The organism is Aliiroseovarius sp. F47248L (genome assembly GCF_023016085.1).
Taxonomy (GTDB): Bacteria; Pseudomonadota; Alphaproteobacteria; order Rhodobacterales; family Rhodobacteraceae; genus Aliiroseovarius.
The window spans coordinates 2,551,343-2,577,122 of the sequence record NZ_JALKBF010000001.1; the positions used below are offsets into that span (position 1 = coordinate 2,551,343).

20 protein-coding genes are annotated in these 25,780 nt (G+C 57.9%); 6 read left to right on the forward strand and 14 right to left on the reverse strand.

From position 1 onward, the window contains the following. Positions 1–4: 4 nt before the first annotated feature. From MWU51_RS12665 to MWU51_RS12680, 4 genes are read right to left on the reverse strand one after another with little or no spacing between them, the layout of a single operon-like run. Positions 5–1,081, reverse strand: coding sequence for a branched-chain amino acid ABC transporter permease (locus tag MWU51_RS12665; RefSeq protein WP_247037618.1), 1,077 nt, complete (start codon positions 1,079–1,081; stop codon positions 5–7). Positions 1,082–1,084: 3 nt separating this feature from the next. Continuing rightward, positions 1,085–2,071, reverse strand: a complete 987-nt coding sequence (locus MWU51_RS12670) for a branched-chain amino acid ABC transporter permease (RefSeq protein ID WP_247037620.1) — start codon at positions 2,069–2,071, stop codon at positions 1,085–1,087. Positions 2,072–2,081: 10 nt separating this feature from the next. Then, positions 2,082–2,921, reverse strand: coding sequence for an ABC transporter ATP-binding protein (locus MWU51_RS12675; RefSeq protein ID WP_247037621.1), 840 nt, complete (start codon positions 2,919–2,921; stop codon positions 2,082–2,084). Continuing rightward, a complete protein-coding gene (locus MWU51_RS12680) occupies positions 2,918–5,083 on the reverse strand; it encodes an AMP-binding protein (protein WP_247037622.1) in 2,166 nt (721 codons plus the stop codon). Before MWU51_RS12680 ends, MWU51_RS12675 begins: the two co-directional genes overlap by 4 nt. 214 nt (positions 5,084–5,297) lie before the next feature. Here MWU51_RS12680 and MWU51_RS12685 point away from each other — a divergent pair, with 214 nt between their 5' ends. Both MWU51_RS12685 and MWU51_RS12690 read left to right on the forward strand, forming a co-directional pair. After that, a complete protein-coding gene (locus MWU51_RS12685) occupies positions 5,298–7,220 on the forward strand; it encodes a PAS-domain containing protein (RefSeq protein WP_247037623.1) in 1,923 nt (640 codons plus the stop codon). Then, positions 7,217–7,918 (forward strand): response regulator transcription factor, encoded by a 702-nt coding sequence (locus MWU51_RS12690; RefSeq protein ID WP_247037624.1) that lies wholly within the window; start codon positions 7,217–7,219, stop codon positions 7,916–7,918. Before MWU51_RS12685 ends, MWU51_RS12690 begins: the two co-directional genes overlap by 4 nt. Positions 7,919–8,203: 285 nt before the next feature. Here the strand turns inward: MWU51_RS12690 and fdhF are convergent, their stop codons facing one another. Then, positions 8,204–10,954 (reverse strand): formate dehydrogenase subunit alpha, encoded by a 2,751-nt coding sequence (fdhF, locus tag MWU51_RS12695; protein WP_247037625.1) that lies wholly within the window; start codon positions 10,952–10,954, stop codon positions 8,204–8,206. Between the two features lie 145 nt (positions 10,955–11,099). On the opposite strand from fdhF, the gene MWU51_RS12700 reads away from it, so the two are divergent. From MWU51_RS12700 to MWU51_RS12715, 4 genes are read left to right on the forward strand one after another with little or no spacing between them, the layout of a single operon-like run. Beyond that, positions 11,100–11,750 (forward strand): histidine phosphatase family protein, encoded by a 651-nt coding sequence (locus MWU51_RS12700; RefSeq protein ID WP_247037626.1) that lies wholly within the window; start codon positions 11,100–11,102, stop codon positions 11,748–11,750. Between the two features lie 12 nt (positions 11,751–11,762). After that, the gene (locus MWU51_RS12705) at positions 11,763–12,818 is read left to right on the forward strand and encodes a saccharopine dehydrogenase (RefSeq protein WP_247037627.1); all 1,056 of its coding nucleotides are present in this window, start codon (positions 11,763–11,765) and stop codon (positions 12,816–12,818) included. 1 nt (position 12,819) lies between these two features. Next, positions 12,820–13,068 (forward strand): SemiSWEET family transporter, encoded by a 249-nt coding sequence (locus MWU51_RS12710; RefSeq protein ID WP_247037629.1) that lies wholly within the window; start codon positions 12,820–12,822, stop codon positions 13,066–13,068. Positions 13,069–13,082: 14 nt separating this feature from the next. Continuing rightward, on the forward strand, positions 13,083–14,222 hold the full coding sequence (locus MWU51_RS12715) for a saccharopine dehydrogenase family protein (RefSeq protein WP_247037631.1): 1,140 nt from the start codon (positions 13,083–13,085) through the stop codon (positions 14,220–14,222). An 82-nt stretch (positions 14,223–14,304) separates the two neighbouring features. Here MWU51_RS12715 and speB read toward each other — a convergent pair whose 3' ends face one another. The 9 genes from speB to MWU51_RS12760 form a co-directional block, all read right to left on the reverse strand. Further along, positions 14,305–15,258 carry an agmatinase gene (gene speB / locus MWU51_RS12720; protein WP_247037632.1) on the reverse strand — a complete coding sequence of 318 codons (954 nt, stop codon included), beginning with the start codon at positions 15,256–15,258 and terminating at the stop codon, positions 14,305–14,307. Between the two features lie 169 nt (positions 15,259–15,427). Further along, positions 15,428–16,657, reverse strand: coding sequence for a DNA recombination protein RmuC (gene rmuC, locus MWU51_RS12725; RefSeq protein WP_247037633.1), 1,230 nt, complete (start codon positions 16,655–16,657; stop codon positions 15,428–15,430). Next, positions 16,654–18,519: a DNA mismatch repair endonuclease MutL gene (mutL, locus tag MWU51_RS12730; protein WP_247037634.1), complete on the reverse strand. Its 1,866-nt coding sequence runs from the start codon at positions 18,517–18,519 to the stop codon at positions 16,654–16,656. The genes rmuC and mutL overlap by 4 nt, the downstream gene beginning before the upstream one ends. Before the next feature lie 70 nt (positions 18,520–18,589). Continuing rightward, a complete protein-coding gene (locus tag MWU51_RS12735) occupies positions 18,590–19,897 on the reverse strand; it encodes a pitrilysin family protein (RefSeq protein ID WP_247038850.1) in 1,308 nt (435 codons plus the stop codon). Beyond that, positions 19,897–21,234: a pitrilysin family protein gene (locus MWU51_RS12740; RefSeq protein WP_247037635.1), complete on the reverse strand. Its 1,338-nt coding sequence runs from the start codon at positions 21,232–21,234 to the stop codon at positions 19,897–19,899. The genes MWU51_RS12735 and MWU51_RS12740 overlap by 1 nt, the downstream gene beginning before the upstream one ends. A 118-nt stretch (positions 21,235–21,352) precedes the next feature. Beyond that, positions 21,353–21,880 carry a DUF3035 domain-containing protein gene (locus MWU51_RS12745; RefSeq protein ID WP_247037636.1) on the reverse strand — a complete coding sequence of 176 codons (528 nt, stop codon included), beginning with the start codon at positions 21,878–21,880 and terminating at the stop codon, positions 21,353–21,355. A gap of 54 nt (positions 21,881–21,934) precedes the next feature. Beyond that, positions 21,935–22,474, reverse strand: coding sequence for a signal peptidase II (lspA, locus tag MWU51_RS12750; RefSeq protein WP_348646741.1), 540 nt, complete (start codon positions 22,472–22,474; stop codon positions 21,935–21,937). Next, complete coding sequence (gene purH, locus MWU51_RS12755; RefSeq protein ID WP_247037637.1) at positions 22,413–24,002, reverse strand: bifunctional phosphoribosylaminoimidazolecarboxamide formyltransferase/IMP cyclohydrolase; 1,590 nt, start codon at positions 24,000–24,002, stop codon at positions 22,413–22,415. The genes lspA and purH overlap by 62 nt, the downstream gene beginning before the upstream one ends. Positions 24,003–24,023: 21 nt before the next feature. Further along, entirely contained in the window at positions 24,024–25,775 is a 1,752-nt protein-coding gene (locus MWU51_RS12760) for a heparinase II/III family protein (protein WP_247037639.1), read from the reverse strand. Between the last annotated feature and the right edge of the window lie 5 nt (positions 25,776–25,780).

Sequence of the window (25,780 nt, forward strand, 5' to 3'; positions counted from 1 at the left end):
GGCCCTAGTGCGGGAAGGGCCACAGGCGCAGTTTTTCTTTCGTCAGGCGCCACAGTTGCGCCAGCCCGTGCGGTTCGACGATCAGGAACAGGACGATAAGTCCACCCACGATCATGAATTCGAAATGTGCTGCCAGATCAGTGGGCCAGCCCATTCCGCCTACCAACACGTTCTTCAAAAACACTGGCATCAGCACCATGAAGGCTGCGCCTGCAAACGACCCGAAGATCGAACCCAAACCACCGATGATGATCATGAACAGGATCAGGAACGACTTGTTGATGCCGAATGCCTCGCCAGCCTCAGCAGCGCCGAGATAGACCGAAAAAAACAGTGCACCAGCGATACCAACAAAGAACGAAGACACAGCAAAGGCCGACATTTTTGCCATCAACGGGTTCACCCCGATGATCTCGGCAGCGATGTCCATATCTCGGATACCCATCCATTTACGACCCATCATCCCGCGTGTCAGGTTTCGCGCAACCCATGCTAGAACGACCACAAACACCAGACAGATCATGTATTTCGCCCAGGCGTCCGTGTTGGGGCCGGTCACGATGACACCGAACACCGAACGCTCGGGTGCGTTGATCTGACCCGAGGCCGAGTAGTTGTAGAACCACGGTACCTTGTTGAAGACCCAGACAAGGAAGAACTGTGCGGCAAGGGTGGCCACCGCCAGGTAGAACCCTTTGATGCGCAACGACGGCAGGCCGAAGGCCACACCAACTATGGCGGTGATCCCACCGGCCAACAGAATGTGGATGATGATACTGACTTCAGGAAAACCTGTCATCAGCTTGTAGCACGCATACGCCCCCACAGCCATGAAGCCCCCCGTGCCCAGCGACACCTGCCCGGCATACCCGGTTAGGATGTTCAGACCCAAAGCAGCAATGGCATAGATCAGGAACGGCGCAAACACGGCATTGACCCAATAATCGTTGATGAAGAACGGGACGACCAGAAAGGCCACAAACATCAGAATATAGTATCCCATCCGATCCAGCCGGATCGGGAAGGTCTGGTTGTCGTCACGATAGGACGTTTTGAAGTCACCTGCTTCGCGGTAAAACATGGATCAGACCCTCTCGATGATTTTTTCGCCAAACAGGCCTTGGGGCCTGAAGATCAGGAAAACTAGTGCCAGCACATAGGCGAACCAGTTCTGGGTTGCGCCGCCGATCATGGGACCGATGGCAAACTCGAACAGTTGCTCACCGACACCAATAATCAGACCGCCGACAATCGCGCCGGGGATCGAGGTAAAGCCACCCAGCATCAGAACCGGAAGCGCTTTCAACGCGATCAGCGACAGGCTGAACTGTACCCCGGACTTGGCGCCCCACATGATACCCGCGACCAAGGCCACGAAACCGGCGATCGACCAGACCAGAACCCAGATGAAACGCAGCGAAATGCCAACCGACAACGCCGCCGAGTGATCGTCTGCGACGGCCCGCAGGGCACGACCTTGTTTGGTGTATTGCGAGAAGATCACCAGCGACGTCACAAGAAGCGCCGCGACGATTGCCGCCACAATATCCAGGTTGTCGATGAAGAACCCGTAGCCAAACATATTGTATGTCGCCTCGTCTATCGCGAGGTTCATCCCCTGCGGCAGACCGACATCAAGCGCCTTGATCTCTGACCCCCACATGATGTCGCCAAACCCTTCCATGAAATAGGCCAGACCGATGGTCGCCATGAACAGGATAATGTCCGGTTGTCCGATCAAGTGTTGAAGGATGTATTTCTCAACAATATAGGCGAAAAGCACCATGACGCCCGCTGCCAGAATGATCGCGATGATCGACGGTACGTGCCATGGAAAGTGATGAATATCGGTGCCAAAGACCGCGTTGATCAGGTGACTGAACGGCACCTGACCCTGTTGGATACCAACCAGCGTAAGAGCCGCAAACAGCGCCATCACACCTTGAGCATAGTTGAAAATGCCGGAGGCCTTGAAGATCAAGACAAACCCCAGCGCGACCAGCGCGTATAGCACCCCGGCCATCAGGCCGTTCAGGGTGACTTCCATCGCAAAGAGTAGCTGTTCAGGCATAAGTCCCCCCTTAATCGTGTGCCACGCCAAGATAGGCGTCGATCACATCCTGGTTGTTGCGCACCTCGTCTGGTGTGCCGTCCCCGATTTTCTTGCCATAATCCATCACGACCACACGGTCGGACAGATCCATCACCACACCCATATCGTGTTCGATCAGGGCGATGGTGGTGCCAAACTCGTCATTCATGTCGAGGATGAAGCGCGACATGTCCTCTTTTTCCTCGACGTTCATGCCCGCCATGGGCTCGTCGAGCAAAAGAAGCGACGGTTGAGCCGCCAATGCGCGGGCCAGTTCGACCCGCTTTTTCAGGCCATAAGGCAGGCGTCCAACCGGCGTTTTGCGGATGTGCTGGATTTCTAGAAAGTCGATGACCTTCTCGCAAATCTCGCGGTTCGCAATTTCTTCGCGTTCCGCCTTACCTTTCCAGATCGCCTGCTGAAACAGGTTCGCCTTCATGTTGTTCAGACGGCCGGTCATGATGTTGTCCAGCACGGTCATCCCGTCAAACAGCGCGATGTTCTGGAAGGTCCGCGCCAAGCCTTGCCGCGCAACCTGATAAGGCTTCATCGGAGGGCGCTTCGACCCACGGAACCAAACTTCGCCTTCCTGTGGTTTGTAAAACCCGGAAATCACGTTCAACATCGAGGATTTACCAGCCCCGTTGGGGCCGATGATTGCGCGGATTTCGCCTTCGCGGATGTCAAAGCTGATGTCTTTGATTGCCACCACACCGCCGAACCGAAGCGTGATGTTTTTCAAATCCATCACAACCCCGCCAATGGTGCGGCCGTCTGCGGTGACATAGCTGTCTGCGCTGTCGGCGTTCATGTCGGTCGCTGTCGTCATTCTGCCGCCATCCCCTGTTCTTTGCCCACAACAGCCGCATCGCGGATGTCGAGTGTCGCTTTGATCGAGCCTTTGCGGCCATCCTCATAGGTGACTTCGGTCTCGATGAATTGTTCAGATTTTCCACCGTAAAGTGCTTCGATCAGTGGGGCGTATTTCTCCTCGACGATCTTGCGGCGCACTTTCCGTGTCCGGGTCATTTCGCCGTCATCGGCATCCAATTCTTTATGCAGGATCAGGAAACGGTGAATCTGGCACCCTGACAGCATCTCGTCCTCGGCAACCGATTTGTTGACCGCTTCGACATGCTCTTGAATGGTCGACAACACTTGCGGATGACCGGCAAGCTCCTGATACGACGCATAGGCCACGTTGTTACGTTCTGCCCAGTTGCCGACGGCTGTCAGGTCGATATTAATGAATGCTGTGCACATATCCCGATCATTGCCGAACACCACCGCTTCCAGAATGTCAGGATAGAACTTCAATTTGTTCTCGACATATTTCGGTGCGAACAAACGGCCATCAGCCATCTTGCCCACATCTTTGGCGCGGTCGATGATCCGCAAATGCCCGTTCGTTTTGTCAAAGAAGCCCGCGTCACCGGTCGCAACCCAACCTTCCGAGTCTTTGGTGTCGGCCGTGCTTTCAGGGTTGTTATAGTACTCAACAAACGTGCCAGGGCTGCGATAGAAGATCTCGCCATTGTCCGCTAACTTGAGTTCAACACCAGGGGCTGGGACACCAACAGTATCGTTGCGCACTTCGCCATCGGGCTGCACGGTGATGAACACCGTGGCTTCGGTCTGACCGTAGAGCTGCTTCAGGTTGATCCCCATCGAGCGGTAGAACTCGAAAATCTCGGGACCGATCGCTTCACCGGCAGTATATCCAACACGGATACGTCCAAAGCCAAGTGTATCCTTCAATGGACCATAAACCAGAACGTCGCCGCAGCGATATTTGAAGTAGTCGTGCGCATTGCCACGATACAGCTTCAGGCCAATCGGGTCTTTCGCTTTGAAATGCTTGCGCACATCCTTGCCATGGCGCAATTTGGCAAATCCCAACCGGATGACATTTTCAATGACCGTTTCGGTCGCGAAACCAATACCCATCGCATAGCGGAAACCATGGCGAATCTTTTGCTCAAGGGTCTTTTTCTGGGTCGTGACCTTGCGACGCGGCATGCCGAATTTCTCGCCCGCGCCCTTCTTGGCAAAGTCCATGAAATGGTGAAACAGCGCGTATTTCAGATCGCCGCTATCTTCCATGCGGATCATCACATTGGTCAGCTGTGTTTCAAACACCCGCGGCGGTGCAAAATAGTATGTCGGACCGATTTCGCGCAGGTCCGTCATCATGGTTTCAGGGCTTTCCGGGCAGTTCACACAGAACCCGCACCACATCGCCTGACCCAGCGAAAAGATGAAGTCACCCACCCACGCCATCGGCAGATAGGCAAGGATGTCCTCGTTAACGCCCAGATTGTCGAAACCCGAGGTGTTCTTGGCGCTTTCGATAATGTTACGGTTTGACAGAACCACGCCCTTCGGACGACCGGTGGTGCCCGATGTATAAAGCATAACGCAGGTGCTGTCGTAATTCAGTTCAGCCTCACGGGTGGCCATTTCGCCTTCAAGGCGGGAACGGGCCGCACGGCCTTCTTCCTGAATGTCATGATACCAGTGCAAGTGGCTGTGGTCGTACTTCCGCAAGCCGCGCTTGTCGTAATAGATCACATGCTCGATGTGCTTGACGTTATCCTGCACCTCGATGACCTTGTCGACTTGCTCCTGATCGCCACAGATCACGAACCGTGCGCCGCAATGGTCCAGCACGAACTCCATCTCTTCAACGACGGCATCTTGGTACAGAGGAACCGGGATAGCGCCAGCCTTTTGCGCCGCAACCATAGCCCAGTAGTGGGCCGGACGGTTGCGCCCGATGATGGCGACATGATCGCCACGGTTAATGCCAAGCGCCAACAGCCCTAGGGTAAGGTTCTCGATTTCTTCGGCAGCTTCGGCCCATGTCCAGCTTTGCCAGATGCCAAATTCTTTTTCTCGATAGGCTGGGCGATTCCCATACGTCTTCGCGTTCCGCGCCAGCAGCGCGGGAACGGAAGCAAAGTCGCCTTGAGCGGCTAGTTCCTGTGACAAATTTTCCTCCCACCGTCGGTACGGGCGACGTTCCCAAGTGCAGAGCGAATCTTACCCTACAACTCTGACTATAAAATCTTGGTGGTCAAAGGTTTCGGCACTTTTTCGAAATCCTAACGAATTGTTACACGGCTGACTCCGTGCAGGGACCCGGTCTGAAACACCTTTTCATAAGGCGGCGCAGGTGCTAGCGAACAAGGAACAGGAGGCACCGTTGGCAAATAATTCAACCGAAACCTCGGCCCTGACCCAAGCCGGTTTGAATCTTATTCAGCAGGCGCTTTCCATTTACGACCGAAAGCTGCAACTGGTCGTCGGTAACCGCCAGTTTCAACAGATGTTCGATCTGCCCGATCACCTTGTCACCGCTGGGGCAGAGTTTTCCGACACCATCCGATTTTTGGCCGAACGCGGCGACTATGGCGCCGTAGGGGACATCGAATCTTTCGTGAAATCGCGCGTTCAACAGGCGCTGGCATTCGAGCCGCATTATATGGAACGCACACGCGCCAATGGGCGGGTGATCTCGGTCGAAGGACATCCGTTGTCGCAGGGTGGCTGGGTCACGGTTTACACGGACATTACACCAATCAAGCGGCAAGAAGCATTGCTGCGCGCACGGTCAGAAGAATTATCCGATCAGGTGCTCGCCTACACGGAAGAGCTGACGCAAACCAACCGGGCGCTGGCCTCGGCCAACTCGGCGTTGGAAGAAACCAAACGCGAATTGACCGAAATGGAAAGTCGCACCCGCCTGACCGCCGAAATGATGCCAGCCCATATCGCACGCATCGACAGGGATCGGCATTACACGTTTTCAAACCGTCGCTTGGGGGACGTGATGCCCGGGCGCCCCACTGACCTGATCGGCCTTCATGCAAGCGAAGCACTGGGCGATGAATTTTACAGCCGCATCTCGCCCTATTTTGCCCGCGCTTTTACCGGAGAGCCCAGTGTGTTCGAACTGGTCGATGATGCATCTGGCCGTCGCATTCGAGTTGCACTGACCCCGGACCATGATGACGATGAAATCACCGGCGTATATATCCTGTCGATGGACATCACACAGGAAGCACAAGCTCGCGCTGCGCTTATGCAAACCCGGAAACGCGAACTGGCCGCGCAACTCACGTCGGGCGTGGCGCATGATTTCTCGAACCTATTGACCATCATCCTTGGGCTGCAAAGCCAACTTGCCCAGATGCCGCTGGATGATGATGCAAAAAAGATAGTCGCTGCCACCACCGGAGCCGTGCGCAGGGGGGGCACATTGCTGGATCGGATTGCCTCAATCTCGGGTAGGCGCGAGTTGCATTTCGAACCAACCCTTGTGCCGGATATGCTGCGGGGCTTGGAAACGCTGGCCCGGTCTACACTGCCCGATGCGATCGACTTAAAGATTGATGTATCCGACCTGAGCGATCCAATCGTCCTAGATGCAGGCGCCGTACAGGACGGCATACTGAACCTGATCCTGAATGCCACGCATGCAATCGGTTCAAAACCGGGCAGTATTCACCTGACCGCGCGCCCGATCCGCGAAACTTGGGTGGAGTTTCGTGTAACAGATACCGGTCCCGGTTTCGCACCCCAAGCCTTGGAACACGCTCTTGATCCATTTTTTACCACTAAGGGCGGCGAGGGTTCGGGTTTGGGCTTGTCGATGGTCTATGACCAGACAAAGGTGGCCGGTGGGCAGTTGAAGCTGTTCAATTCATCCGAAACCGGTGGGGCTGTGGTGTCTGTGCGCCTTCCGCTTCGCAAACCGCTGCAACCCATTTCACCGCGCCTTGTCCTGCTGATCGAAGATAACGAAGACATCCGCACATCCGTTCGCGAGATGCTAACCACCATGGGCCATCAAGTGATCGAAGCAACATCAGCAGAAGAAGCGCTGGGGCTGATCGATCTGGACGGGCTTGGCCTGATTCTCAGCGATGTGATGTTAGAGGGCACTCAAACCGGGCCAGAGCTATTGAAGGGGTTGCGTGCAGCGGGGATAGATGTCCCAATGCTGGTTATGACATCCCTTCCAGCCGATGACCCACGCCGTGCCGAAGCCGGTTTTCCCGTTCTTCCCAAGCCCTTCACCAGGGGAGAGCTGGCCACATTTCTATCAGACGAGGTTCGGACATGACCCAGCCCATGGTTGCCATCCTCGATGACGAACCAGAAATTCGCCGAATGCTGTCTAATGCGCTTGAGGATGCGGGCTTTCGCACTGCCAGTTTCGCCCGTGCCACGGAATTCGAGGCTGCACTGAACACCATGTCACCCGATGTGTGTCTTGTGGACCTTGGCCTGCCGGATCGCGACGGGTTGACACTGGTGCACCGATTGGCGCTGGAAAGCGGCGCGTCGGTGATTATCATTTCCGGTCGCACGCAGGTACAGGATCGGGTGACCGGGTTGGAGCTGGGCGCCGACGACTATATCGTAAAACCATTCGAGCCGTCCGAGGTCGTCGCCCGTGTTCGCGCCCGTTTGCGCAGCCCGAAATCAGGTGTGAAATCATCGCAAACTGCACGCTTCAACGGCTGGACCGCCCATTTCGACCGCTACATTCTGGAAGATAACAGCGGTGAAGAGACGGCCTTTTCACATGCCGAAGGCGAGGTGCTGCGCCTGTTCCTTGACGCCCCCAAACGCCTGATCTCTCGCGCGCAGATGCAGGAAACACTGGGCGGCGTCGCTGGCGAAAGCTTCGACCGCGCCATGGACGTCCGCATTTCGCGCCTGCGCACGAAGCTGAAGGAAGATCCCAAAAACCCTCGCCTGATCAAAACGATCTATGGTGCCGGATACATATTCCTAGGGGATGTAAATTGGGGTTGAGGGCTAAGGCAACTTAAATCGCCGTTGATTTTTTGCGACATTTGACCAACAGAGGAACGCTCCAGATGGATTTTTTTGCACTCGCATTCTACGCATCAGTCTGCAGTGTTCTAAGCGTTGTTGCACCAAGCTTTCCACGCCCGCTACACCGTCTTGGCTTGGGTGCGGCGGTCGGAGTAATTGCAGCCGCAGTCCTGCCATGGATAAGGGCGCAGTTGGGCATGTGAATTCTTGAACCTGCTTTCGGTCAAGTTCAAAGCAACCACAATTGGAACAAGGTCTTGGCTACTCCGCAGCGACTGACATGACTTTCTCAACCTTCACCGCAGCAAACTTCATTTCTGCAATCTTGCCGTAGGGATCCAACGCTGGGTTGGTCAACATATTGGCCGCTGCTTCGACATAGGCAAAGGGCAGGAACACCATGTTTTCGGCGACGCCATAGTCCGACCGCACCATCACCTCGATAGAGCCGCGGCGTGTGGTCAGGCGGATCATGTCGCCCGGTTCGACCCCCATTTCACGCAAGGTTTTCGGGTTCATTGAGCAGTTGGCCTCGGGCTCGATCGCGTCCAGCACGGTGGCGCGGCGGGTCATTGATCCGGTGTGCCAATGTTCCAACTGCCGCCCGGTGGTCAGGACCATCGGATAGTCAGCATCGGGCAGTTCGGCGGGCGGCAAGATCGCGGCGGGTGTGAAGCGCGCGCGTTTGCCTTCACGTGGGAAACCGTCGCCAAACACCACCGCTTGCCCCGGATCCTCGGGGGACAGTGAAGGATAGGTGACAGCGTTCTGTGCTTCAAGCCGGTCCCATGTAATGTTGTCGAGCGACGGCATCACGCGGCCCATTTCGGCAAACACTTCGCTGGGATGGGTATAGGTCCAGTCCAGGCCCAGACGTTTCGCAAGCTCAATGGTGATCCACCAATCCTCTTTCGCCTCACCCGGAGGCGGGACGGCGGGACGGCCCATCTGGACCTGCCGGTTGGTGTTGGACACGGTGCCGACTTTCTCGGCAAAGGCGGCGGCGGGCAAGACCACGTCGGCATAGCTGGCGGTTTCAGTCAGGAAAATATCCTGACTCACCAAAAACTCCATGCGCTGCAACGCTTCGCGAACATGGGTGATGTCGGGGTCTGACATGGCCGGGTTTTCGCCCAGGATATACATACCCTTGATCTTGCGATCATGGACCGCATCCATGATCTCGACCACCGTCAGGCCGGGCTTGTCGGACAGGTTGTCCACACCCCACTCGGCACTGAACTCGGCCAGAACGGCGGGGTCTTTCACCGATTTGTAGTCGGGCAGGAACATCGGGATCAGGCCCGCATCTGACGCGCCCTGCACGTTGTTCTGCCCGCGCAAGGGGTGCAGCCCGGTGCCCGAACGCCCGACATTGCCGGTCATCAGCGCAAGCGAGATCAGACAGCGGGAGTTGTCGGTGCCATGCACGTGCTGGCTGACACCCATTCCCCAGAAGATCATCCCGGCCTTGCATTTGGCAAAGGTGCGGGCGGTTTCGCGCAGGGTATCGGCGGGGATGCCGCAGATCTCGGCCATCTCCTCGGGCGGGAAGGCGCGCAGATGTTCGCGCATCGCCTCCCAATTCTCGGTGTGCTTGGCGATATAGGCGTCGTCGGTCAGCCCTTCTTCCGCGATCACATGCATAATTGCGTTCAGCATCGACACGTCGCCGCCCGGCTTGAACTGCAACATATGCGTCGCGAACCGGCTAAGTGACGTGCCGCGCGGGTCCATCACGATCAGCTTGCCGCCGCGCTTGGTGAATTGCTTGAAATAGGTCGCCGCGACCGGGTGGTTTTCGATCGGGTTGGACCCGATGACGATCGCCACGTCCGCGTTTTCGATCTCGTTGAAGGTGGCAGTTACCGCGCCTGAGCCTACGTTTTCCAGCAAAGCCGACACAGAGGACGCGTGGCACAGCCGGGTGCAGTGGTCGACGTTGTTATGACCAAAGCCTGCGCGGATCAGTTTCTGGAAAAGATAGGCCTCTTCATTGGTGCATTTGGCCGATCCGAACCCGGATACTGCGTCGCCGCCATGGGTGTCGCGCAGCTCGGCAAGCCCGTTGGCGGCGAAATCCAGCGCCTCATCCCAAGTTGCCTCGCGGAAATGGGTCAGCGGGTTGGCGGGATCCACATTCAGACCCTTGGGCGCGCCTTCCTTGCGGATCAGGGGTTTGGTTAGGCGGTGATCGTGATTGATGTAGTCAAACCCGAACCGACCCTTCACACACAAACGACCTTCATTGGCGGGGCCATTGATGCCTTCGACATAGACGACCTTGTCATCTTTCACACGCAAGCTCACCTGACAGCCAACTCCGCAGAAGGGGCAGACGCTTTCAACTTCGCGGTCAAAATCTTCGGTATCGGTCACGTTGGCGGGCATCAACGCGCCGGTGGGGCAGGCCTGCACACACTCGCCACAGGCCACGCAGGTGGATGCACCCATCGGGTCGGCAATGTCAAAGACCGGATAGGCGTCATGCCCCCGACCCGCCATGCCAATCACGTCGTTGACCTGAACTTCACGGCAGGCGCGCACACATAAGTTGCATTGAATGCAAGCGTCCAGATTGACACTCATCGCCACATGGCTGTCATCCAGAAGCGGGATGCGTCCAACTTCTAGTTTCGGGAAGCGGCTGGTTTCCACGCCGGTCAAATCCGCCATGTCCAACAGATGGGACGACGCATCATGAGCCTCTGCTGGCTGGTCGGCCATCAGAAGCTCGACAACCATCTTGCGGGCTTGACGCGCACGGGCATTGTCGGTGGCAACAATCATACCTTCGGCAGGTTCACGGATGCAGGACGCCGCCAGCACGCGTTCGCCTTCAATCTCGACCACACAAGCGCGGCAGTTTCCATCGGCGCGCAGGTCCGGCACATCCTTGTGGCACAGATGCGGGATCAGGGTGCCCTGGCGCTTGGCGACATCCCAAATGCTTTCGCCTTTGCGTGCCGTAACCTCTTGCCCGTCCAAGGTGAACTTGATGCCGTCGCTCATGGAAACCTCCGTCTTAGTTTGGACAGTATAAACCACGTGACGCGGCCCGTCAGTCTTTCAATCCCGACACCCCACGCCGATTTTGCGCCAGACCCCCTTTTCGAATTGGATCCAATTCACTAGCAATGAGCCGAAAGGATTCCCCATGACCACGATCACACTGGTCCGCCACGGACAAGCCAACAACACGGCGACAGACGAAGCCGGTTATGACCGCCTGTCCGATCTGGGCCGCCAACAGTCGCGGTGGCTGGGCGAATACATGCGCGAGACCGGGCAGCGTTACAGTAAGGCCTATATTGGCACGCTGACGCGACACCGCCAAACCGCGCAGGAATGGGGGGCCGAGGATTTTACGCAAGACGCACGGCTGGACGAGGTGCGGTATTTCGACCTGTCCGAAAGGATGCACACCCAGTTTGGCATCCCGCATCCGCGCACGCATGAAGATTTCATTGACCACCTGCCGCTGACATTCTCGGCATGGCAGGAAGGCAAGATCGACAATGTGCCCGAAACCTTCCACGATTTTCAAACGCGTGTCAGCGACGTGATTCACGACATCGCTGAACGCGGCGAGGATGCGATCATTTTCACCTCTGGCGGGTTTATTGGCATGGCAACACGAGTGGTCATGGGGCTTGAGATTGGGGCATTTACCCGCACGATACTACCGATCATGAACAGTTCGGTCCACCGGATGCGCTTGACGCCTGCGGGGCTGAGCCTGATCCAGTTCAACGCGGTGCCACATCTGGAACCCACTGACCGCCACCACGCGCAGACGCATTTTTAAGGAGCTTCGTCCATGACACATCTTTGGGTTCGCGCCGAACAACGCCCCAACGAAGATCGCGTGGGTTTGACGCCCGATGGCGCGAAAGCGTTAATTCATGCCGGCCTGCGCGTGACGGTCGAAGAAAGCCGGGTCCGCGCCATCGGCATCGACGGCTACCGCGACGCAGGCTGCGAGATTGCGCCGGAAAACAGTTGGCCCAACGCGCCGCGCGATGCGATCATCTTCGGCCTGAAAGAATTGCCAGAGGACGGCACACCCTTGCCCCACCGCCACATCATGTTCGGCCACGCATTCAAAGGCCAGCACTCTGGCCGCGCGTTGCTGGAGCGGTTCAAGGCAGGTGGGGGCACACTTTATGACCTCGAATATCTGGTAGATGAAACCGGACGCCGTGTGGCGGCGTTCGGTTACTGGGCCGGGTTTGCGGGCGCAGCGGTGACCCTAAAAGCATGGGCCGCGCAACAGCACGGAAAGCTGTGTGGTCCGGTCGGGGCCTACAAGAACAAGGACGCGTTGCTGAGCGAACTTCGCTCTGAACTCGACGCAACCAACACCCCGCGCCCGACCGCCATTGTGATCGGCGCCCTTGGCCGCGTCGGAACAGGCGCGTCTGACCTGATGGAAGCGATGGGCGCCACAGTCACTAAGTGGGACATGGCCGAAACCGCCAGCGGCGGTCCCTTCCCCGAAATCCTCGACCACAACCTGTTCATCAACTGCATCCTCGCCGGGCCACAAACCCCCGTGTTCGTGCCGCGCGACGCGCTGTCGGCAGGCCGCAAACTGACAGCCATCGGCGATGTGGCCTGCGACCCAGACAGCGACTACAACCCGGTGCCGGTCTATGACAAAGCGACCAGTTGGGACGCCCCGGCCCTGCGCGTGGCGGAAAATCCCGTGCTGGATGTGATGGCAATCGACAACCTACCGTCTATGCTGCCCTTGGAAAGTTCCATCGACTACGCCGGACAGCTTCTGCCGTCGCTTCTGACCCTGACCGATCTGACAACGGGGGTCTGGGGCCGTGCCGAGGCGACGTTCCGCACCCATATGAAGGACATCTGATTTGGAAACCTTGATCGGCAGCACCGCCGGCGTCATCAGCACCATCTGCTGGCTGCCACAAACCCTTCGGGCATGGCGCACGCAACACACGGCCGACTTGTCCCTGCCAACAAATATGATGGTCTTCGCCTCGATCGCGTTGTGGCTGGTCTATGGCCTGATGCTCAACGCGTGGCCTATGGTCATTGCAAACGCAATTGCCTTGGTGATGGTGGGATCTATCATCACCGCCAAACTGAAATTCGGCTGAAAGGAAGCCCTGATATGACAATCCATTGGTGTGGCACCGGCCTGTCGGCCATCCCCGGCCTGCGTCGCCTATTAGATTCCGGCCGCAACGTCGTTGTCTGGAACCGGACCGTCGACAAGGCGCGCGAGGCTGTTGGCGATCTGACTGACAAGATACGTCCCTTCGATCTGGACGCCGTGACCGCCGCCCTTGCCCCCGGCGACATCGCGGTGTCGATGCTGCCCGGCGATCTGCACGTCCCCTTGGCCCAACGCTGCCTTCAGAAAGGCGCGCATTTCGTGTCCTCCAGCTATATCTCGCCCGAGATGCGCGCGCTGGACGAAGACTTCCGCGACGCTGGTCTGGCTTGCGTGAACGAGATCGGGCTGGACCCCGGCATCGACCACCTGATGGCCCACTGGCTTGTCGCCGATTATCGCGCGTCAGATGCCTTTGACCCGGACAACACGCTGAGTTTCATCAGCTATTGCGGCGGCGTGCCGAAAATCCCGAACCCATTTCGCTATAAGTTCAGCTGGTCGCCGCTGGGTGTGCTGAAAGCCCTGCGTTCGCCCTCACGCTCGATCAAGGACGGCAAACCGTTGGACGTCGCGCGGCCTTGGGATGCGATCTCGTCCTATGACGCGCCTTTGCAGCAGGTCGAAAGTTTCGAGGTCTATCCCAACCGCGACTCGATCCCGTTCATGGAGGACTACAAGTTCGACCCCAATTGGAACGTCGACACTTTCGTGCGCGGCACATTGCGCCTGAACGGCTGGACCGAGGCGTGGAAAGACGTGTTTGCCGAGGTCGAGACGCTGGAAGGCCCAGAAGGCGACGCACGCCTGAAGGAAATGTCCGACCAGTTCTGGCGCGACAATGCCTATGACGAGGGCGAACCTGACCGCGTAATCATGTGCGTTGCTTTGAAGGCGGAAAAAGACGGCGAAACGGTCTACCACAAGACCTATGTGATGGACGCTTGGGGCGACGAACGCGGCACCGCCATGGCACGGCTGGTATCAACCCCCGTCTCACTCGCCGTCGAGATGATCCGTGACGGCAAAGCCCCCGCCGGGGTCTCCGCCGCCTCCGCCGACCCAGAGATGATCGAGGCATGGATGGGGCATGTAAGGGAACTGGCTCAGCATGTTGAGGTGGTAGGACATGGGTAACAATGGCGATTGGCCGCAACGCGGACAAAGCAGCCGCCAATGCTGAAGCCACGAACGCCCATTTCTCTCAACTGACGGCAACCTATCTGTGATGCAGGATGCGCCCGATGGTGTTCATCAATACTTGTGCGGCGAGTGTCGATGTGCACCCCGTTGGATCGTAGTCAGGCGCAACTTCGACCAGATCCACGCCCACAATGCTTCCACGCTGTGCAAGCCCATCGATCAGTTCCAACACCTCGTAATAGATAAACCCGCCGTGGCTGGGCGTGCCGGTTCCGGGTGCAATTGAAGGGTCGAAGGCGTCGATATCGATCGTCAGGTAATAGCGGGCAGCCTCTGGAATGCGATCCAGCATGCCCTCGACACCCAGTTTTCGGAACTGGCGTACAGATTGAATGTCCGATCCCATTTCGCGGGCATCGACATATCCATCGCGTGCGGTCGAGGATACGTTGCGAATGCCGATTTGGCTCAGGCCCGTCACATAGGGCTTTTCAGCCGCGCGACGCATCGGATTTCCATGGCCAAACCTTACGCCGTGGCGTTCATCGACAAAATCAAGATGCGCGTCGATCTGCACTACGTGGATGGGCCCTTGATCGTCAAAGGCGTTGATACAGGGGATATTAACCGAATGATCGCCACCCATGACGACGGGAATTGCGCCTGCTGCAAGAATTTTGCGAACACCATATTCGATATTCGCGTGGCTTTTCATCGTATCGGTATGAATAATATCCGCATCACCGATATCGACGATCTTGACCTTCGATGGTTCCAGATAAGTTATGTCATCCTCGTGATCATACGCGCCCGCATGACCGAAGGAAAAGAGCGTGGAGGCTTCGCGGATGGCGCGCGGACCCATGCGGGCCCCTGAACGCCACTGGCACCCGAAATCAAAAGGGGCACCCAGAACGGCCACATCTGCGTCTATTGCATTCCAGTCTTCGATATAGGGATATTTGCCAAACGTACAAATTCCGACAAACGGAAGGTTAAGGCGCCCACCCTCATATCCATGTTCCGACATTTTCGAGTCCCCTTTCATTTGTTGGAATAGCGTAGCGCGAAACCATTCTCAGAAAAACCTCGAAGGCTTATGTCGGAGCTATCATGAAATGCGTGAAGCGGAGGTTAGACGCACCGTAGAACTCTGCGAAGGGGGACTCAATGCGACCATATCAGATGTCAACGACACTTCACCCCTTCCCAATCGGCACCACATTCTCAGCCCCATCGGATAGTTCCTCAAAATCAAAGTTATCCAAGCGCGCTGCGCGTTTGCCGGCGCGCTCCGCCGCCGTCGTAATCCCCTCAACATCCCGCCGCGCCTGATCGAAATGGCTTTCCAGCTTACCCGCGCGTTCGACCACCAGTTCGACGTCGCGGTGAAGGTGTTTCAGCATCTTCCTGATCTCGCCTGCCTGTTCACGCATCCGCGCGTCCTTCAGGATTGCGCGCATGGTGTTCAGGGTCGCCATGCAGGTGGTGGGCGAGACGATCCAAACGCGCGCCTCGAACCCTTCGCGGACCAGTTCGGGAAAGTTGGCGTGCAGTTCGGCATAGACGGCCTCGGACGGCAGGAACATCAGGGCGCCGTCTGCGGTTTCGCCTTCGATGATATATTTCTCGGCGATGGCCTTGATATGCGCCTTGACCGCGATGCGCATGGACTTTACCGCCTCGTTCACCTCGTAAGGCGTGTCCGCGGCGCGCAGGGCTTCATAGGCTTCCAACGGGAATTTTGAATCGATCACGATCGGCCCCGGCGGGTTGGGCAGATGGATCAGGCAATCAGCGCGTTTGCCGTTAGACAGGGTCTGTTGTAGGTCATAGCTGTCTTTGGGCAGCGCCTTGGACACGATGTCGTGCAGCTGTATCTCGCCAAATGCGCCACGCGTCTGCTTGTTTGACAGGATGTCCTGAAGGCTCAGCACATCGCCCGACAGCCGCGTGATATTGTCCTGCGCCTTGTCGATCACCGCCAGCCGCTCCTGCAACTGCGTCAGGCTTTGGGTGGTCTTCACCGTGTTGCCTTGCAGGCTTTCCTTCATCCGCTCCTGCAACTCGGACATAGCGCGCGCGGATTTCATCGCGTTGTCGTGCAGGCGGTCGTTCATCTGCTGCTGCACATGGGCAAGCCGCGTTTCCATCGCCTGCAAGACCTGCGCCTGCCCGGTGGACTGAGCATCCGATACCGTGCGCAACCCGCCTGAAAGCTGATCTTGCCCTGCGCCAAGCACCTGCACTGCTTGGCCAAGACCGCCCATATCGCGGGCAAGGTCTTGGGCCACGCGTGCCGATTGCCCCGCCCGGCGCACCACGACGATAAGCAGGACGAACATGACCAGCGCTAAGAATGCTCCCCCGATGGTCGCCAGAACCAGCGGGTCGGTCAGGTCATAAGTGGTATCACCAATCTGGATCATGTGCGGCCAAACAGCCTTTCGATATCTGCAAGCTTCAATTCGACATAGGTGGGGCGACCGTGGTTGCACTGGCCGGAATGGGGCGTAGCCTCCATTTCACGCAGCAGGGCGTTCATTTCTTCCGGGCGCATCCAACGACCCGACCGGATCGAGCCGTGGCAGGCGACGCGCGACAACACGGCCTCGACTTTGGCTTGGACCTTGTTGCTGTCGCCAAGGTCGGCCAGTTCGTCCAGCACGTCCTTGATCATCGCGGTGGCGTTTATTTCACCCAGAATGGCCGGCGTTTCGCGCACGGCGATAGCGTCACCGCCGAAGGGTTCAATGACCAGCCCCATTTGGGCAAGGTCATCCGCGACTTCCAACAGTCGCGCCACATCACCGGAGGACAGTTCAACAATTTCAGGGATCAGAAGCGCCTGACGCGCGACACCGTTTTCGGCCATCTGGCGTTTCAGCTTCTCATACACCAGGCGTTCATGCGCGGCGTGCTGATCAACGATCACCATGCCGGTTTCCGTCTGTGCGATGATGTAGTTCACATGCAGCTGCGCGCGGGCCGCGCCTAACGGCAGAGCCTCTTGCGGGGTGCCCTGTTCCGGCTCGACCACCGGATCAAACCGGGCTGAGGGTGCGGACATCTCAGCAAAACCCGGCATGTCAGAGCCGGGGGCTTGTGTGGCATATGATTGCCGGACCACCCCTGTGCCGGGGCGGTCCATTTGATAGACCCTTGGGCCGATCGGCTCAGGGCGCATCGCGCCCAAGGTCGCGCCCGCAACGGTCGTGGATGCCCGATGCCCTGCATTCGCCAGCGCATGTCGCAACCCCGACACGATCAGACCACGCGCAACGCCGGGTTCGCGAAACCTCACCTCGGATTTTGCAGGGTGCACGTTCACGTCGACCAAATGCGGGTCGCAGGATACGAACAGTGCCGCCGCTGGATGTCGATCACGGCTGAGGAAATCGAAATAGGCCGCGCGCAATGCGCCAGTCAGCAGCTTGTCCTTCACGGGGCGACCATTGACGAACAGGAACTGCGCCACCGCCGCGCCGCGCGAATAGGTCGGCAACGCCGCGAACCCCGTCAAGCGCAGCCCATCGCGTTCCGCATCAATCTGGATCGCATTATCCGAAAAATCGCGCCCAAGGATCGACCCAAGCCGACCAGAGAGCGCGTCAAACATATCGCCAGTTTCGGGGTCGGCGCGGAAGGTCACACGGCCCTCACCGCCACCCGACACATCGCGCAGGGTGAAACCTACATTCGGTTCAGCCATCGCAAGGAACTTGATCACGTCGGTAATCGCCTGCGCCTCGGCCCTATCGGTGCGCATGAATTTCAGCCGCGCGGGTGTTGCATAGAACAGGTCGCGCAGTTCGACCACCGTGCCTCCCGACAAGGCGGCGGGTTTGACCGCACTGGTCTCGCTCCCTGCCACCCGGATCGTGGCAGCATCAAACCCATCGGCCCGCGAGGTGATGATCAGGCGACCAACCGACCCGAGCGACGGCAATGCCTCGCCCCGGAAGCCGAAGGTGTGAATGTCCAGAAGGTCCGAGCCGTCGATCTTCGACGTTGCATGACGCGACAGGGCCAAAGGCAGATCATCGGGCGCAATCCCGCAGCCATCATCGGTGACGCGAATTAGGGTCTTGCCACCATCAGCATAGGCAACCTCGACCCGCGAGGCGCCGGCGTCCAGTGCATTCTCAACAAGTTCTTTCACAGCGGATGCAGGACGTTCCACAACCTCACCTGCCGCAATGCGGTTGATTGCGGCATCGTCCAACTGGCGAATAACCGGGCGGCGATCAGAGGCGCGCGCGTGGCTTATATGGGGGCTATCCTCGGGCATACCACAAAACCTAGCATATCCCGCGCCGATTCGACCATTGCGAAATGCCTGGCGTCACACCCCTGTTCGGTTAATTTGAAACAACGCCCTCAGGCTGCCCCACCACCACAAAATGCAAGGCTTCAGGATTATACAGACGCGCGGCCACCCGATTAGCCTCTTCAAGCGTGACCGCCATTACCTGATCGTTACGAGTGGCAATGTAGTCAACGGGCAAGTCCTCCATCTGCATCGACACCATGATGTTGGCGATGTTGGCGTTGCCATCAAAACGCAGTGGATACGAACCAGTCAGAAAGGTCTGTGCGGCGGTTAACTCGTCCTGCGTGATGCCATCCTTTGCGATCCGCGCCCATTCATCGCGCGTCACCTCTATCGCTTCGGCAATAGATCCGTTTTGGCTTGAAAACTGCCCCATAATGGTCTCGGACAGATCGGCAGACACAAGAAATGTTCCGACCCCATAGGTCAGCCCGCGTTTTTCTCGCACCTCTTTCATCAAACGCGAGTTGAAACCGCGCCCACCCAACACTTCGTTCAACACAAAGGCCGCAAAGAAATCCGGGTCGTCGCGAGCGATGCCAACATGTCCGAACATTGCAACTGACTGTGGCGTGTCAAAGGGTACAACTGTGGTGCCGCCCGACAGCGAAAACTCCGCATGTGGCGGCAGGGGTGCACCCATCGCGGGCAGTCCGGCAAACAGGTCGTCCAGCAACATGCTTAGCTCTTCCGACGTGATGTCGCCGACGGCCGCAACATATATCCGATCTAGCGCAAGCGCGTCATTCAGGGCGGACACAAGATCGTCCCGCGTCAATCCCGCCACGCTTTCGACCGTCCCCGCGCGGTAACTGGCGTAGGGGTGATCACCGTAGGCCATCCTGTCCCATGTCTCGCCAGCAATCGCATTTGGGTCAGTGGTACGTGATGCAAGATGTGATATGACCTGCGCACGGACGCGGTCGATGGCTGCATCATCAAACCGCGGCTCGGTCAGTGCGGTGTGCAATAGGTCCATTGCCTCTTTACGGTTCTCGGTCAGAAACTGGGCGGACACCGTGACCGCATCATCATAGGCACCAAACCGGAACGACGCGGCCAGGCTTTCACGCGCTTCGGCAAAACTGCGCGCGTCCAGATCGCCAGAGCCTTCCTCAAGAAGACCGACCATAAAATTCACGGCTCCGCGCTTGCCAGGACGATCCAGCGAGGTGCCACCACGAAAGCGAATCTCGAGCGCGGTGAACGGTAGACTGTGTTCTTCAACCAGCCATGCGTCAATGCCGGTGGGTGAGGTTAACTCTTGAATGGCAATCTCGGCACGGGCGGGGAAAGTCACGACCACAAGCGTGACGAACGTATAAAACAGACGCATCATTTCATTTCCTCTCCGCCTTCGGGAACCAACCAGCCGGTGACGGATCGGCGATCATCAAACACCTGACGCGCAGCGTCCATTACCTGTTCTGGTGTGACGGCTTGCAACACGTCAGGCCAAGTCTGAACGTCCTCAACAGTAAGGCCAGAGGTGAGCGCACGCCCATACATCTGCGCCCGCTGCATTGCACTGTCTTGTGAATAGACCTGATCAGCGCGGATCTGGAACTTGATACGTTCAAATTGTTCTGGGTCGATCCCGGTTTCTAGAAAGCCGTCGATCTGCGCGTCGAGCGCCGCCTCGGCCTCGGCAAGGCTGGTGCCTTGGGTAGGATAGACGACCAGCGAGAACTCGGTGTCGTCCAACATAACCGAGCCATAACCAGCCCCGGCGTAAACTGCGATCGGATTTTCGAACTGCAAAGCCCGCCCCAGAACTGACGTGGCCCCGCTGCCCCCCAAAATCTCGGCCAGATAAACAAGCGCAGCTGCTTGCTCTTGCGCCCCTGTATCGCGCTCGGGCGCGATATACTGACGATAGACATAGGGTTGCGAGACCCTTGGATCTTCAAAACGCAAGCGGCGTTCAGCCAATTGCGGCGGCTCTGCGCGACGTTCGCGTTCGGTCAAATCCGGCGTGGGTTTCAGCGTGCCATAGTGCTCCTGCGCCAAGGTCTTGACTTCATCCGGCGTCACATCACCCGCGACGATCAGAATTGCGTTGTTCGGCGCATAGAAGCGCTCATAGAAAGCAAGCGCATCCTCACGCGACAATTGCGCGGCTTCGTGACGCCAGCCGATGATCGGTGTACCATAGGGATGGTTCAGATATGCCGCTGCGTTTATCTGTTCGTGAAACAACGAGCCGGGGTCGCTGTCTGTGCGCTGGGCACGTTCTTCCAAAATGACGTTCCGCTCGGTTGCGATGTCATCGTCGGTCAGGCGCAGATTGCGCATCCTATCAGATTCCATTTGCATCATCAGACCCAAACGATCTGCGGCAACACGCTGGTAATAGGCTGTATAATCTTGCGATGTGAAGGCGTTGTCGGACCCGCCATTTTCGGCAACCACGCGGCTCAACTCACCTGATTCCATAGTGTCGGTGGCTTTGAACAGCAGATGCTCAAGAAAATGGGCGATACCGGACACACCGGGTTTCTCATCCGCCGCACCTGCCCGATACCAAAGCATATGAACCACGACCGGTGCACGGTGGTCTTCGATGACCACAACCTGAAGCCCGTTGTCCAAGGTGAAATCCGTAACGCCTTCTTTGGCAAAAACGGGTGCACCCAGCCCAAGGGCCAGAATTAACGCAATCAGAAACCGCATCCGAAACTCCTGTCTGTTCGTGACCAAGTTACGCGCAGATGCGCGAGCTTCAAGGCGCACAAACAGAGTTGTGATCGCCGTCGATCAGGTTGGGGAAAGGGGCCATGCGGCCCAAATGTCATTGCACAGCAGCGGGATCAGGTGGGGCGGCAGGCGTCCAGATGCCTAAACGGCGCAAGCGTTCAAGTTCTCGGTGCTGGTTTAGTTCCTGTGCCTCATAGGCGCTGTAATAGACGTTCACGTTAAACAGCCGTTCCAACAGCTTGCCGCGATTCTCCTTACGCCAATTCAGGTCTTCCGCAGCCAGTTGGCCGCGAATGTTGGACGACACTCCATATCGGCTGGCCGCCGTGACCAGCGCACCCTCACCACCGCGCAGACCAGTATTGCGCAACTGACCACCAAGCGCGGCCACAGCATCAGCATGCGGTGTTGGGTCCGTAACGTTCGTGCCTCCTGGTGTCGGGGTTGGCAGTGCCTGATAGCTGGGCGGCTCTTGCAACGGTTTGGTTGGCAGGATCGAGAACTCATCAGGACCGGCTTGCGTGGACTTGATATTCATCAGCTTGGGATCACCACCAGAACAGGCGGTCAGAAGAATACCGGCGCAAAGAGCGGTCAAAAGTTTGACAGATGAAAATGGCATGTGACGCAAAAACCCTCGTTTCCTACCGCTTCTTAGCCCATCTGGAAACGCGCGTCACGGGGTCTTCTTCGATGACGAGAAGAGAACCAGACCAATCGCCCCAGCGAAGACAAAAATGTCCGCCACATTGAATGAAAACGGGTTCTGAATTCCGCAGCAGGACATATTCAGAAAATCAACCACGGCCCCATAAAAAATACGATCCACCGCATTGCCCAGCGCGCCACCAATCAACAGGCCTGCAGCGATGTTGGCCAGCCGGCCCAACCGCTCTTTGCGCACCCACACAAAGACCCAGACCGAGATCACAATGCTCAGCATCACAAGCACCCAACGCATGGTGGCGGCATCCGACCCGAACAGCCCGAAATTGACACCGGTGTTCCAAGCCATCTGATAGACCAGATAGGGCGGGCAGATCGGGACCACGCCAACGCGGTCCAGATCAAGGAAATAAAGTGCATGATATTTGCTGCCCTGGTCCAGAGCGAAGGCCAACACGGCAGATATCAACAACGCGCGCATGGTCGGATCAGTGCCGGAAATGGCGCATGCCGGTGAATACCATGGCAAGCCCGGCTTCGTTGGCCGCATCGATTACTTCGTTGTCACGCATTGACCCGCCGGGTTGGATCACACAGGTGGCCCCTGCAGCCGCAGCTTCCAGCAACCCGTCGGGGAAGGGAAAGAACGCATCCGAGGCCACCGCTGACCCTTTGGCAAGGCTTTCCGCTAGACCCAATTCGTCCGCCATACGCTGCGCTTTTGCGGCGGCAACATTGGCGCTGTCCAAACGGCTCATCTGGCCTGCCCCCACGCCGACAGTCGCAAGGTCTTTCACATAGACTATTGCGTTGGATTTGACGTGTTTGCCCACCTTCCATGCAAACAATAGGTCGCGCATTTGTTCATCACTCGGTGCCGTTTTGGTCACGACCTTCAGATCATCCATGCCCACATAGCCCACATCCTTATCCTGCACGAGCAAACCGCCGGACACCTGCTTATAGGCTGTCAGAGGCGCGCGTGGATCAGGCAGGCCATCGGTCAACAGCAGGCGCAGATTCTTTTTGGCGGCAAATATCTCGCACGCTTCATCAGACGCGCCCGGCGCAATCACGACCTCGGTGAAAATCTCGGTGATTTTCTTGGCAGTGTCCGCGTCCAGCGGCTGGTTCAGCGCGACAATTCCCCCGAAAGCCGATGTGCGGTCGCAGTCGAACGCTTTCTGATACGCCTCGGCCAACGTAGCCCCCTGCGCCACACCGCACGGATTGGCGTGTTTGATGATCGCAACGGCGGGGCCTTCTGCCGGATCAAACTCCGCCACCAGTTCAAACGCGGCGTCGGTGTCGTTGATGTTGTTGTAGCTAAGTTCCTTGCCCTGCAATTGCTGGGCTGTCGCCACACCGGGACGGTTCGAGCCATCAGTGTAGAACGCGGCCTGCTGGTGACTGTTTTCGCCATAGCGAAGCGTCTGTTTCCATTCGCCCGCAAAGGCGCGCCGATGAGGCGCTTTCAGTTCAAGTGCATCTGCCATCCAGTTCGAAACAGCAGCGTCATAGGCCGCCGTGCGCGCGTAAGCTTTCTGCGCCAGTTTCTTGCGGAATTTCGGGCAAGTCGATCCACCGTGCTGATCCAAGTCACCCAGCAGCTTGGGGTAGTCCTCGACATCCACCACCACACTGACGAAAGCATGGTTCTTGGCGGCGGCACGGATCATCGCGGGGCCGCCAATGTCGATGTTCTCGATGCAGGTGTCATAATCGGCGCCCGATGCGACGGTGGTCTCAAACGGATAAAGGTTCACGACCAGCAGGTCGATGGCCCAGATGCCGTGTTCTTCCATCGATGCAAGGTGTTCGTCATTGTCGCGCAGGGCCAAAAGGCCCCCATGCACCATGGGATGCAGGGTTTTGACGCGACCATCCATCATCTCGGGAAAGTCTGTAACATCAGCCACATCTTTCACGGCAACACCAGCTTCACGAAGGGCTTTGGCCGATCCACCAGTCGACAGGATTTCAATCCCGCGCTCTTCCAATGATTTGCCCAAATCAATCAGGCCGGTCTTGTCGGATACAGAAATCAACGCGCGGCGCACGGAATGAAGGTCGGTCATGGCTGTTGGCCCCTTTGGCTCTTAACTTGGCAGTTCCGCCGTGTCACCGCGTTCAAGGTCACGCAAAACCGATGGGGTTTCCTGCGCCTTGGCCAGCGTCCAGCGGATGCGTGTCGCATAAGCCATTGCGACGCCAGATAGAACCACTTGTTTTGTCTTCCGGGGTTTCAAACGCGTCTTTTCTAAGTAAACGCTGCTTTCCAGCGCCAATTCGCCGCGGCCTTCGAAGCGGAACACCCAAATTTCGCCGGACCTCAGCGCCATCGACACGGCCGTTCCGCCCAAATCAAGGGCTGCATCGACATCAGGGTGAAGGTGGAACCGTATGCTGAACGGAATGCCCTGAAGTGAGACCTGATCCATGGCACGATCGAAACGCATCTGATCGGCATCAGATACGGCGGCCAGCGTATCCTCACCCCCGACGCCGCGACCATCCTGATCCATCTCGATCCGCCGCATATGGGTCAACCCGTGGCTTTTGGCATAGCCATCATGGGCTGCCATCACGCCGGTCAGAGCGCCTTCGTTCAACTGTTGCAGGTGAACCTGAGTCGGGGTCGAAGTCAGGAACACCTTGGCCCCGCCACCATGATGTTTCGCAGCGCCAAGGCGCGATGATGACAGTCCCGCCAATCCCAAAACGGAATGCGAAGGTGTGGCGCGTCCGGCCTTGTGCCATTCGGCCCCAAAATGCGCGCCGGAACCACAATTTACGATCAAAGGCCGCCGGCCGGAGGTCAGTTCGAACGCAAGGGTCGAAGCATGGGCGTTGGCCGATGCCAACCCAATAGGCGGGATGGCCGTGTCGATGATCAAACTGGTGCGCCCCGAACTGACACGCGTATAGCCCATCGACCGCCCCGACGCCGCACGCCCGCGCACCCCAGACGTAGCCAACGCATGATCCAACCGCCCCTCAAGACCGCGTCCACCGCCGTGAAACCGCGCCAAACCTCCATCGGCATGACGCAGCGCGCGAAGGGTTGGAGCGATGCGTTCGATCGCGTCCATATGAGGCTTCACTGATTGTCGTCCGCTTTCCGACAAAGCCAGTGCAGCCCAATTCAAAAGCGTAAACACATCCAGAAGCTCTTCTGGGTTGCGCGTCGGAATGCCGCCTTCTGCATCAATCTGATCAGCGCATTCCCGCGCAAGAGCTTTGACCGCAGGGGCCACATGCCGCTCCATACCCTCCAATGCGAGACCGGCATAGATCAACCCGGTCAATGCCTCGAACCGTGGCAATCCCGGTGATGCTGCATGCCAACGCCGGGATAAGAAAATCGTTTGCTGCCCCAGAGACCGGAAGAACGCACGGCTTTGGCCAGAATCCATTCCAGACATCAGGAAAATAGCATGGTTGATCCAACGGATCAGGCGCCGCCCGGTCAGGTCCGGCGTCCAGCCGTCTCCATCTCCACGACCATAGGTTTGGATCCAGCCCAGAACCCACGCCTGCGCCCGCTTGCGCGCTTCGCCGTCACCCACGCTGGCCAGATCATCCAGCCAGACAAATCCTTGCGTCTCTTCGGAAAACCCCTGACTGGGAGGGGTAACATCCCACAATCCAGCTTCAGGCGCATTCACTAGATGACCGGCAAACAGAAAGTTACCCGCGATCAGTTGTTTGCCGCGCGCAAAGGCCCCGATCGTGCGTGGTTCCGGTTGCGATACAAACCCTGTGGCCGGCCGCGCACGCGCAGCGCGCTTCGCCTGCCAGCGATTCGCAAAACGGGTCTTGAACCCGGAAAATCCGTCTTGATGCACCACGGGGA

Coding starts and splice junctions, on each gene's coding strand:
- MWU51_RS12665 (WP_247037618.1), bottom strand. CDS start 1,081: ATGTTTTACCGCGAAGCAGGTGACTTCAAAACGTCCTATCGTGACGAC.
- MWU51_RS12670 (WP_247037620.1), bottom strand. CDS start 2,071: ATGCCTGAACAGCTACTCTTTGCGATGGAAGTCACCCTGAACGGCCTG.
- MWU51_RS12675 (WP_247037621.1), bottom strand. CDS start 2,921: ATGACGACAGCGACCGACATGAACGCCGACAGCGCAGACAGCTATGTC.
- MWU51_RS12690 (WP_247037624.1), top strand. CDS start 7,217: ATGACCCAGCCCATGGTTGCCATCCTCGATGACGAACCAGAAATTCGC.
- fdhF (WP_247037625.1), bottom strand. CDS start 10,954: ATGAGCGACGGCATCAAGTTCACCTTGGACGGGCAAGAGGTTACGGCA.
- MWU51_RS12700 (WP_247037626.1), top strand. CDS start 11,100: ATGACCACGATCACACTGGTCCGCCACGGACAAGCCAACAACACGGCG.
- MWU51_RS12705 (WP_247037627.1), top strand. CDS start 11,763: ATGACACATCTTTGGGTTCGCGCCGAACAACGCCCCAACGAAGATCGC.
- MWU51_RS12715 (WP_247037631.1), top strand. CDS start 13,083: ATGACAATCCATTGGTGTGGCACCGGCCTGTCGGCCATCCCCGGCCTG.
- speB (WP_247037632.1), bottom strand. CDS start 15,258: ATGTCGGAACATGGATATGAGGGTGGGCGCCTTAACCTTCCGTTTGTC.
- rmuC (WP_247037633.1), bottom strand. CDS start 16,657: ATGATCCAGATTGGTGATACCACTTATGACCTGACCGACCCGCTGGTT.
- mutL (WP_247037634.1), bottom strand. CDS start 18,519: ATGCCCGAGGATAGCCCCCATATAAGCCACGCGCGCGCCTCTGATCGC.
- MWU51_RS12735 (WP_247038850.1), bottom strand. CDS start 19,897: ATGCGTCTGTTTTATACGTTCGTCACGCTTGTGGTCGTGACTTTCCCC.
- MWU51_RS12740 (WP_247037635.1), bottom strand. CDS start 21,234: ATGCGGTTTCTGATTGCGTTAATTCTGGCCCTTGGGCTGGGTGCACCC.
- MWU51_RS12745 (WP_247037636.1), bottom strand. CDS start 21,880: ATGCCATTTTCATCTGTCAAACTTTTGACCGCTCTTTGCGCCGGTATT.
- lspA (WP_348646741.1), bottom strand. CDS start 22,474: ATGCGGCCAACGAAGCCGGGCTTGCCATGGTATTCACCGGCATGCGCC.
- purH (WP_247037637.1), bottom strand. CDS start 24,002: ATGACCGACCTTCATTCCGTGCGCCGCGCGTTGATTTCTGTATCCGAC.